Source organism: Paenibacillus silvae (assembly GCF_014639235.1).
In the GTDB taxonomy this organism is placed as follows: Bacteria; Bacillota; Bacilli; order Paenibacillales; family Paenibacillaceae; genus Paenibacillus; species Paenibacillus silvae.
Window position 1 is genome coordinate 109,378 of record NZ_BMFU01000004.1, and the last position, 7,699, is coordinate 117,076.

Consider the following 7,699-nt stretch of genomic DNA (forward strand, 5'->3'; position numbering starts at 1 on the left):
TATAGGCGGAAAGGGAACCTAAAATACGATATCAAGCCTATACTTAGGGGGATAATGGTGAATAGAAACGTGGAGACTGAAATCATTAGAATTATTAAAGAAGAGATGGAAGTCGGAGTTGGAGTGGTGATCTCATCGGAGTCAAAGTTTTATGAGATCGGCTTGGATTCAATTGGGTTGATGACATTATTTATTCACATTGAAGAAAAATTTAATATCCAGTTTGGGGAAGACTTTTTGTTAAGTAGCAATCTTAGTCGAATCCAAGATATCGTAGAGTATGTTGAGAATATCCTAAGAAATTGATAATAATGACTTACAGATCTTATACTGCTCGAATTTACGGGGGGTTGTTTTGAGAAAAATAAGTGAAATATCGCCATATAACGATTTGTTACTGGATTGCTACCAAAATCTATTGCTTTCATATATTAAATTCTGCGAATTGGACAACAGACTTTTAGGCGCAATTTGGCCTTGGCAATTCGAAGAAGAACACAACTACGAACAAGAAAATGATAGGCAGCCGTGGATCAAGATTAAGAATTCTAATTGCATTACGAAAGACAAGCTTTTTTTAATGTATGGTATTCAAATAGAGACTGGTAATTTCAAGAAAGGGGAGGTTTTAAATACCTTACTACATTTCAATGAGAAAAACCTTCCAGTCATAGTTGGAATTGATCAATATCACGTTCACTATCATCACCATTATATATACAAAAAAGAGCATGGTTATCATACTTTAATGGTTTTGAACGTAGACGGCGAGTTGAGCAAAATTGCTTGCGTAGATGTAATTCCTACCTATAAAGGTACTTTTCCGGTTGAAGAATTTCTTGAAGGCGTTACTTACTGGGGTGAGGATGCATGGTATGAGGTATTGCACTTGCAAGAGGACACTGTGCAAGTGGATGAAGCAAAGCATTGGGGAGAATTTAGGAATCAATTATTGGAGATAAAAGGGCATTACAGCTACCGAAACAAGGGTTGTGCTAACAAAGGTCGGTTTATGTACACGATTGACATGATATGCATTTGCGAATCAATTTTAAATCTCGAAAACACACCAGTGCGTAAGAATGCCTTGGTCGATCTGTGCAGTGGTGCTTGGGGTTGGGAGATCGATCGAAAATCAGCATTTTTACTCCAATATCTTACATTGCCTTTCTTCAGTAAGAGGATACATAATTGCATCCGTATTGAAAAACTTGCAAGTGAAATAAATACATGCTGGAAGCTAGCGTTCAGGTTTTTGTTCAAAGGGACACAGGTGAGCACAGAAGCGATGCTGGAGAAGGCGATCGCCAAACTTAGTCACGTGATTAAGCTGGAGATGGAATTATTGGATGCACTCTTAGAAAACACGCGAAAGGAATAGGCTAACATGGACTTCGTTAACATAACGCCACCACAAAATCCATCGGATGAAGTGTTTCTGCAAAATGCACATAAGTTAATCAAGCAGGGTAGCAATGTAAGAGTCGAAAACTGGGGGATAGAGGATTTCGATCGTTTAGGAGGTTTCTTTGAATGGGCGAATTTCTCTTACATCCTGAACGAGATTCCCGATATTTCGCCTTCCAAAAGCTCCTTAACTGCCTGTATCCTGACCTATAATTGCGAATCGAGCATTGAACATTGCCTGATTAACGCGCGAAGGTATGCGGATCAAATTATTATTATTGATTCCGAAAGCCAAGATAAAACGAGAAAGATAGTAAAGCAATATACTAATAATATATTCACCGTTCCGAACCATATTGGTTTCGATGAAAAGAGAAACCTAGCTATTGAAAAGGCAAATACTGACTGGATTATGATGATAGATAGCGACGAGGCTTTTCCCGAGAACGGTGATGTTAACATACGGAAACTAATGGCATGGGCCGACATCAAGGAGATTGAGATTTTTTGGTTCTCCAGGTTTTGGTTGATCAGAGATCAGATATCTCCTTTAATCTGCAGAAAAGGCCATTTGGCCCTCTGGCCCGATCCGCAGGCAAGACTCATGAAGAAATCAATTAATCCAAAGTATGTCAATTCACTGCATGAACATTTGAAGTCGGATCATGCGAAGTTTGCATGCCTAGTGAATGATCCGCAGACCACGATTTTGCATTTCAAGTATTGGCTTTATTCAGATTTAGATTTAGAACATTTGTTGGGACAAAGGCAGGAGATTAATCCCGAGGGACCGGATGATGTACAGCTCCTAACTCACTCCAAATACTCGTATACGCAAAAACTTCCTTTATTGCGCATTACTGAGGAAACAAGGGTATTTCTGCATGCGATGACCGAACAATGATCCTGAAAGATGAGAGGTCTAATTCTATGGCTCAGCCGTTAGTATCCATTATTATCCCGACATACAATAGGGCAAATGATTTGATAAAAGCTATTAATTCTGTTTTGAGACAATCATATCGAAATTGGGAGTTGTTGGTTGTAGACGATCGAAGTACCGACGATACGAAAGCAATCATGAGAGAAATATGCTCAAAGGACACTAGAATCAAATATTATGAGAATCTTCGAAAAAAAGGGGTTTCCGGCGCCAGAAATACGGGATTACTGCGGGCATCTGGTAGTTACATCGCTTTTTTGGATTCGGATGATTTATGGTTGCGGGATCACCTGAAGAATAGTTTGGAAGTGCTTACAAATACCTCTTACAAAGTCTGTTATTCGCTATGGCTTGAAAAGAAAGAGGGAAAATTGACTAAAGTTGATCGGCTTCCGGGTAATAAGCAGAATTTTGAAGAAGCCGTGAGGATATTGAAGCCAGTCGTAGCCAATAAAAAGCAGTTATTTTGGGATGAGAACTTTCTGAATTACGTGATAAGTACGGGGTTTTATTGCTTCCACATTAATACATTGGTTATGGACAAGGAAGTTTTTGAGGCGATCGGTTTGTTTAATGAACGTTTGACTGCATCCGAAGACACCGATTATTCGTTCAGAATTTTTGAAAGATACAGAATATGCCTTTTATGGGAGTATAACTACATTTACCATCGCGATGTTGGGAGCAACAATCTTTACAATTTTTATGATCGAAGTCACCTTCAGCTAGATGAGTTAGTTCAAAACAAAGAGCTGGTACAAAGATTTCACACAACAACCCTTAACAACATTAATCGGTATAAAACGCTCAAACGCCTAATTAGGAACTCTGGAAAATTAAATAATAAAGAAGAACTCTATGGTTGGATCCGACATACTTTAATGATCTATTACTACACACTATCATTTTTAAATTCAACTCATCATAAAAGCAGATCGTTGTTCTACGCAATCAAATATTACATGATTTCCAAAGATATTTCTGTATTTCAAATGCTACTGCATTTGGGTCCAGGACGGGCAAAGATCAGACATGAGTATATCGATATCTATTGAAAATGAGAGACTGGAGGGGCATGGTGATACCATACGAGAAAATAAAAAAAATGGAGTATATTCTGGTCGATATCGGCAATGTAATATTCCACGATTATCCTGTTGATTTGGCATTTAGCAGATTGGTGTACGATCAACTTCAGCCATACAAGGAAATTTCGATGAGCGAGTTTTTGAGCATAAGGAAGAAAATGATATTAAGTGGGAATATGTTCTGGCATGAAGAGATCGGCCATCAGGTATGCGGTACTGATTGGATCAATGTACGGGATCGGCATTGGAGCGAAACATTGCGCCGATTGAAGGAGCTTACCGTTCCAATTGATGGCGCAATCGAGACCATACAGCGAATCAGCTGCGTAAAACCGATTGTCATTGCAGCTAATCAACCCATTGAAGCCATGGAAACTATTAAATCGTTCGGACTGACCCGATATTGCAAGGATATTGTGCTCGATTCCATGATTGGCTACACAAAGCCGGAACCGGAGTTCTATAAAAATATCATTAATAGGTTGAATGTTAGACCAGACCAGCTCCTTATGATAGGCGACAGGTACGAGAATGATATTGAACCTGCGGCAGAACTAGGCATCAAAACAGCATGGGTCCGGTTTAAGCCACAAAGGAAAATAGTAGAAGGTATCGATCCGGAATGGGCAGAGATGTTTTTTTCGGGATATTGCGAAATCGGAAACTACAATTATGCTGAGCATACAAGACCTGCTGACGAGCTTAAAGCGGATTACGAAGCCGATTCCTTGCAAGACCTATTCAAAAGCTTGCAGTGAAGATGGAGTTCATCGCCTTGATAGTATTTAGAGATGATACTGTATTTCAAAATGTATTGGCAAGGCAAAGCGAAGTGAAAAGGAGTTCGGCCATCAAAGGGCGTGCCAAAAAAACGGCGAAGATGCTTGAGCGAGTCATTCTTTACAGCGTTTACAATTGGGATTAGATACGAGACGTGCAAATCTGTAATTGAATGTGCAGTTGCTGGAAAAGTCACTGATCTGTCGGAAAGGGGACCAAATCAAATGGAAGAGGAACGACATTCGAACGACAGTCCATTGATATATCTGATCGTCCTGTGTCACAACAGCAAAAAATGGTTACACGCGTGTTTGAATTCGCTTGTTCAAACATCTTACTGCAACTACAGGATTCTTTTGGTCGATAATTACTCGTCTGACGGAAGCATCGAGGAGGCTCAACTGTTATTTCCATCAATCCGAGTTATTCGAAATTCAAGCAATCTCGGATGGTGCCAAGGGAATAATATCGCGATCCAGGAGGCACTTAACGAAGGTGCTGAATATGTGGTGCTATTGAATTCTGACCTTAAGACGGAAGATCCGTTGTGGTTAGATGCATTAGTAGAGTTTGCCTCCGCTAATCGGGAATACGGAATCATCGGGTGCACGCAGTATGAATATGATTCTGTTGGTTGGACGAAGTTGAATAGCTGGACTGAGTATATTCTTTGGAGCGGCAATAGGGAGGCCATGTTCATGGATGATACCGATTACGGAAAACCAATCGAAAATGCTTATACCATTAGCGACTTGAAAAACTCTAAACATCTTGACTGTTATTTTGTGCAAGGTGCAGCGATGATGGTTAGAGGGGACGTTTTCCAACGAATCGGTATGTTCGATGAAATTTATTTTATGTTCTATGATGAAGTTGATTTCTGCAGAAGAGCACGATGGCTGAACATCAAGACGGCATTGATTCCTGATAGCAGGGTAAAGCATGTAGGAGCTGGCCACACGTCCTCTAGCAAAAAAAACCGTCTAAAACGTAATTTTTATTACTCGCGCAACAAGTACATTTACGTTTTTACTGATATTACTTTTTCTGTAAAAAGAATGGCCAGAATTACGACTCGACTGTTATATCACGATATTAAGGACGCTCTCGGGGAAAAAGAAGATATTAGCGGAATCGGTCAATTATTTAGCGTGCTTGGTTCTTTGCTAAGATGCGTGCCAAGGATCATGTACAAGAGAAACCAGGACAAGGGTCAAATTAAAAAAGAGATGTACCTATCTAATTGGTAAAAAGAATTGAGGAAAGTATATGAGAGACGGTTACTATTTGTCTACTTATTTAAGCGTCAATAGGTTGGGGCATGCGATGGATAGATCGGTAGCGCCGATCGTGCTGAAAGAGCGTATGGATGAATGGTTTTCCTTCTTCATTTATGCTACATATGATCTAGATCAAGGAAGACAAGGAGGAGCAGGTGCCGGAGGTAGCCATCTCGATCATTTGGCGTGGATCCAAACGATGGCAGAGAGAGCCAATTGGTTCCTGACCAGCGTAGTACAGGCATTTTACGAGAAGAAAGGCGTACCGATCGTGTGCAATACCTCGTTAAAGTGACAACAGCGAGCCTATCATCAACAGGGCAGATGAAGCGATCAACTCTGCGTTGCAAAAAAAATCAAAGTCATCTATTTAAACGGTAAATAGGTCAAGTTGCAGAATCATGAACAGTTTACAGAAATCAAACTCTTGGATGACCAGTGTTGGCACGAATTCTTTTTTAGTATAGTTCAGAGGTTAATCCAATTAGACCTACAAAAAGACCAAAGTGTTTATCTATTTGAACCGGCCGGATCTTAGGAGCACGCTGGATATTATACTTAGAAGCGGTGCAAGGACACTAGATCGTTATACTACGGTAGCCTACAAGATGAAGCAGAACAGAACTGTTAAAAAAAAAGAATGCTCTCATTGAGCGTCTAATGAAATGAGGAATAGTGTATGAGAAATGGATATTACCTATCTACCTATTTAAATATCAATAAACTAGCGTGTGCAATGGATGTAGGTATGAGGCACGACCACAATTGCTCACTTTGGAGAAAAGAAGGAGACACAATCGAACTTATCCATTATTGGGAGTTAGAGAGATTAACGAGGGAAAAGGGACATTATCGCGCTTTTAAAGACGCGGCTAAAGCGAAGGGTTTTATTAATAGACTTCTCAAGCCATTCGATTTAACGATAGACAATATGGTCGAGGTGTGGGGCACACCAGAGATCGCTACTTGCAACGATTATCATTCTTATAAGGAATATCCTGAGATAGCTTATCATAGCATCAGTCATTTATTCTCAGGGATCCTTGCAAACTCCAAGAGTTTCTATGAAGAGAACATTATCGGATTTGCCGTTGACGGAGGTCCGGATTATGTCATAGAACCTGAGGGGAATTGGCCTAGTTATACCTTCTGCGCATGTGTCGTACGGAAAGGACGCGTGGAAATTTTCCCGGTAATGGGCCCTGGGAGAATGTGGATGCATGCAGCACAGGTTTTTGAACTGCGTGAAGGCACATTAATGGCTCTAGCCAATGCGAGTAAAAGCGAGATGAAGCTTGATATCCCTTTTTCATCTGAGTGGAATAACTACGATGATATGGAGATGATAACGAATTATGTTGACCAATTGATCAATACAGTGAATGTACTGGATCGAAAGGACGAGGGCGTGCTGTTCAATTATTTCGATCCTTCATTCACTATCGAAGAGAACAAGATCAGCATGATCATGAAGATGATTCAGAAGAGATCGATCGAAATGATGGACCGGAACGTCCAGACGATCGTCGATAAATACGGCTTGGATCCATCGGAATATCATTTATCAATCACCGGAGGCTATGCATTAAATTGTCCGACAAACAGCTTTTTGATGAACAAATACAGATTCAAGGACTTCATAGCGCCGCCTTGTGTCAACGATTCGGGCATGTCGCTCGGGATCGCGCTGTACGCGTTCTATAAAAAGATGGGTAAGTTTGATTTCACGCTTGAACATGCCTATCATGGCGATGAGGAGTTTGATATTGCTCAAGTGACAGAAGGCGGTCTGTACTCGAAGTTTATCAAGAGCGTTCGTAAATTTGACCCAAGTCAAGCGGCAGAGGACATCATCGAGAGCCCTATCGTATGGCTGAACGGGAGAAGCGAAATCGGTCCCCGTGCATTAGGGAACCGAAGCATTATCGTCGATCCGAGAAGCGGGATGGCAAAAGACAAGCTGAACATCATCAAACAGCGGCAATGGTGGAGACCGGTAGCGCCAATTGTATTAGAGGAGCATGTAGACGAATGGTTCGAGGATTGTTATCCTTCCCCATTTATGCTGCATACGTTCAAGATCAAGGAAGACAAGGTGGAGCAGGTGCCAGCAGTATGCCATCTCGATCAATCCGCACGGATTCAAACGATGGTGGAGAGTGCTAACCCTCTGCTGACCAGCGTTTTACAGGCATTTTACG

General features: G+C 40.9%; 8 protein-coding genes. All 8 read left to right on the plus strand.

Annotation, left to right across the window (positions count from 1 at the left end):
* The first annotated feature begins 69 nt into the window (after window positions 1-69).
* Window positions 70-306 (plus strand): acyl carrier protein, encoded by a 237-nt coding sequence (locus IEW26_RS14835; RefSeq protein ID WP_229729874.1) that lies wholly within the window; start codon window positions 70-72, stop codon window positions 304-306.
* A 49-nt stretch (window positions 307-355) separates the two neighbouring features.
* Window positions 356-1,381 (plus strand): hypothetical protein, encoded by a 1,026-nt coding sequence (locus tag IEW26_RS14840; protein WP_188592972.1) that lies wholly within the window; start codon window positions 356-358, stop codon window positions 1,379-1,381.
* A gap of 6 nt (window positions 1,382-1,387) precedes the next feature.
* Complete coding sequence (locus tag IEW26_RS14845) at window positions 1,388-2,311, plus strand: glycosyltransferase (RefSeq protein WP_188592973.1); 924 nt, start codon at window positions 1,388-1,390, stop codon at window positions 2,309-2,311.
* Between the two features lie 26 nt (window positions 2,312-2,337).
* Entirely contained in the window at window positions 2,338-3,405 is a 1,068-nt protein-coding gene (locus tag IEW26_RS14850) for a glycosyltransferase family 2 protein (RefSeq protein ID WP_188592974.1), read from the plus strand.
* Window positions 3,406-3,455: 50 nt separating this feature from the next.
* Window positions 3,456-4,196 carry an HAD family hydrolase gene (locus IEW26_RS14855; protein ID WP_188592975.1) on the plus strand — a complete coding sequence of 247 codons (741 nt, stop codon included), beginning with the start codon at window positions 3,456-3,458 and terminating at the stop codon, window positions 4,194-4,196.
* Between the two features lie 246 nt (window positions 4,197-4,442).
* Complete coding sequence (locus IEW26_RS14860; RefSeq protein WP_188592976.1) at window positions 4,443-5,468, plus strand: glycosyltransferase family 2 protein; 1,026 nt, start codon at window positions 4,443-4,445, stop codon at window positions 5,466-5,468.
* 76 nt (window positions 5,469-5,544) lie between these two features.
* Complete coding sequence (locus tag IEW26_RS14865; protein WP_188592977.1) at window positions 5,545-5,793, plus strand: carbamoyltransferase C-terminal domain-containing protein; 249 nt, start codon at window positions 5,545-5,547, stop codon at window positions 5,791-5,793.
* Window positions 5,794-6,714: 921 nt separating this feature from the next.
* Window positions 6,715-7,699: carbamoyltransferase C-terminal domain-containing protein (locus IEW26_RS14870; protein WP_308423478.1), on the plus strand; the 985-nt coding region annotated here is incomplete at its 3' end.